Consider the following 2,912-nt stretch of genomic DNA (forward strand, 5'->3'; position numbering starts at 1 on the left):
GTGGCTGCCGGAGGTGGCGTTGCCGGTGATCGTCAGCGGGTAGGTCCCGGCGGCGGTCGCGGCGGTGGTGGTGATGTTGAGGGTGGCGGCGGCGCCGGCGGTGACGCTGCCGGGGGTGACGGTGGCGGTGACGCCGGCCGGGGCGCCGGTGACGGTGAGGTTGACGCTCTGGGCGGAGCCGGCCGTCACGGCGGTGGAGACGGTCGCGCTGGTGGCGGAGCCGGCCGCCACGGTGCCGGAGTTCGGGTTCACCGCGACCGAGAAGTCGTTGCCGGGCTGGGTGCTCGTCACCTTCAGCGAGTAACTGCTGGTGTGGCTGCCGGAGGTGGCGTTGCCGGTGATCGTCAGCGGGTAGGTCCCGGCGGCGGTCGCGGCGGTGGTGGTGATGTTGAGGGTGGCGGCGGCGCCAGCGGTGACGCTGCCGGGGGTGACGGTGGCGGTGACGCCGGCCGGGGCGCCGGTGACGGTGAGGTTGACGCTCTGGGCGGAGCCGGCCGTCACAGCGGTGGAGATCGTCGCGCTGGTGGCGGAACCGGCCGCCACGGTACCGGAGTTCGGGTTCACCGCGACCGAGAAGTCGTTGCCCACCGGAGTGCTGCTGGTGTACTGGGAGAAGATGTGGCTGAAGTCCCACTTGCCCTGGCTGATCCCGGAGCAGTCGTCCCGCCCGCCGGTGCCCGGGCAGCCGCCGTTGTCGCGCTGGAGGGCCCAGAACGACAGCGTGTTGATGCCCTTCGAGACCGCCCAGTTGTACACCGCGGTCGCGTTGGCGACGGTGAAGGTCTCCGCCGGGCCGAAGTCGTCGATGCCGACCATCTCGGTGACGCCGATGGAACCCCACAGCTGCGCCGGGGTCCTGGTCGGGTAGAGCTTGGCCAGCTGGTTGTAGAGGCCGGTCGCCGCGGTCTGGGTGTCGGCAGCCATGTCGTGCGCGGCGTTGTCGTAGTAGTCGAAGGTCATCAGGTTGACGACGTCGATCCGGGCGTTGTTCGTGACGGCGTTCTTCAGCACCGCGAGGCCGCTGGAGGCGAGGCCGCTGGTCGTCGTCGGCAGCGTGTAGGAGAACTGGATCGAGCGGCCGTTGGCGGCGGCCCAGTCCTGCACCAGCTTGATCGCCTTGTTGCGGCGGTCGATGCCGGCCGTGTTGGTCAGCGAGTTGTCCTCGATGTCGAGGTCGATCCGGCTGATGTCGTACGTGGTGATGACGTTCTCGAAGGCGGCCGCGATCTGGTTGACATCCGTGCAGCTGTCGGCCAGTTCGGTACCGGTGTTGTCGGCGGTGTAGCCGCCGAACGACGGGATCACGTCACCGCCGTTGGCCCGGATGGTGGCGATGTCCGCGCCGAAGGTGGCCTGCGAGACCGGCATCGAGCTGTCGCCGTTCCAGTACGGCGTGCAGGAGCCCTTGGTGGCGGCCTGGAGGAACGCCATCGTCAGGTGCTTGGCACCGGACTGGGCGGCGAGCGCGGCCGGGCTCTCGCCCGTCCAGGCCTCGAAGTACGGGGCGAAGACCCGGGTCGGCAGCGGGGTGGCGGCTTCGGCCGAGGCCGTCCCGACGGCGACCAGGCCGGCCGACGCGGCCAGCGTGACACAGGCCGTCAGGGCGGCCTGGAGTGTTCTGCGTAGACGCATGGAGTTCTCCAACAGACGTGGTGGGGCAGGACGTTGGTGAAGTACGGGGCTGCGCGGCGAAACCGTGGGACCGCGCAGGTGGCAGTGCTGCGGAGCGGGTGCTGCGGAATGTGGTGGGGGCGTGCGGCGGGTGGGCGTACGGAGCCCCCGTGCCACCCGGAACGGGCGGACGACAGTGCGTGGGCAGGCGTGCGCCGTGCGGGTCGGGGGTGGAGCGGAGCAGGGCAGGGCAATGCCTCAGCCGCCGGTGGTCACACCCCCACAGTGCATCCCGGTCGGATCGACATGCTTATGGTTGGACTAGACCACTCGTCTGTCAAGAGTCCTAACTGTTCGTCGGCGGACGGGTCGGGCGGTCGCCGGACGAACCGTCAGGTCCGCGCGGGCGGCGCCGCCGGAGCCCCACCGGCCCCAGGGGCGCGGCTCGGCGGGAGGGCCGCCGCCGTGGTCGGGGAGGGTCTCAGGAGGCCTGTGCGAGCAGCTCGTCGACGAGCTCGGCGACCCCGTCCGGCCGGCGCCACCGGACGGCGGGGCGGTGCGCCGCCAGCCCGCGGACGGCGGTGGTCAGCCAGACGTCGTCACCCAGCAGCTCGGCCCGCTTCCGGTCGACGACGAGGCCGAGCAGCGACTGCAGGAGCACGATCTCGCGGGAGGGGTAGAACGCGCGGTGGTGGCTGAACCCGGCCGACCACATGTCGTAGGGGTGCCGGACCATGGCCCGCAGGCAGGAGCCGTGGGTGGTGATGCCCGGGGTCCTGCTCAGCAGGCCGCCGACCCTGGAGCTGGAGAACCGGTCGGGGGTGACCGCCACGCCCAGCTCCATCAGCCGGTCCCAGGCCACCGGGTGCGGCTCCCGGCCCACGACGCGGTGCACCAGGCCCTCGGGCTCGAAGGTGAGGTGGGCCCGCCGCCGTTGGTCGCCCAGGATCCAGCGGCCGTCGACCCGGACCAGCGGGCCGAGGCGGTCCGCGGCGGGCTCGGCGCGCCCGGCGGCGGCCGCGGCGGACGGGGTGGCGGGCGGCGGGGTGGCGGCGTTCGGCTCGGTGGCCACGGTGCTCCTCGGGCAGGCGTCGGCATCATGCCGACCAGTCTTCCCGGCTCACCTGGTGCCGACCGTACACCGTCGCACCGCTGCCCCGTACGGCAGTTCGGGAATCGCCGCCGCACGGCGGGCGATCCGGACGGTGCCACGCCGCCTTGGTGGCGTGGGGGGGGGGGGGGGGGGTGGGGGGGGGGGGGAGGGGGGGGGGGGGGGAGAAAGAAAGAGAGTTGGGGGGGGC

General features: G+C 72.6%; 2 protein-coding genes. Both read right to left on the reverse strand.

Translation table 11 applies throughout. From position 1 onward, the window contains the following. The coding region (locus ACZ4UX_RS16135; RefSeq protein WP_465707103.1) for a glycosyl hydrolase family 18 protein at positions 1–1,632 on the reverse strand (1,632 nt) is incomplete at its 3' end. 460 nt (positions 1,633–2,092) lie between these two features. Further along, on the reverse strand, positions 2,093–2,683 hold the full coding sequence (locus ACZ4UX_RS16140; RefSeq protein WP_465707104.1) for a hypothetical protein: 591 nt from the start codon (positions 2,681–2,683) through the stop codon (positions 2,093–2,095). Between the last annotated feature and the right edge of the window lie 229 nt (positions 2,684–2,912).

The organism is Kitasatospora sp. NPDC028961 (assembly GCF_055564815.1).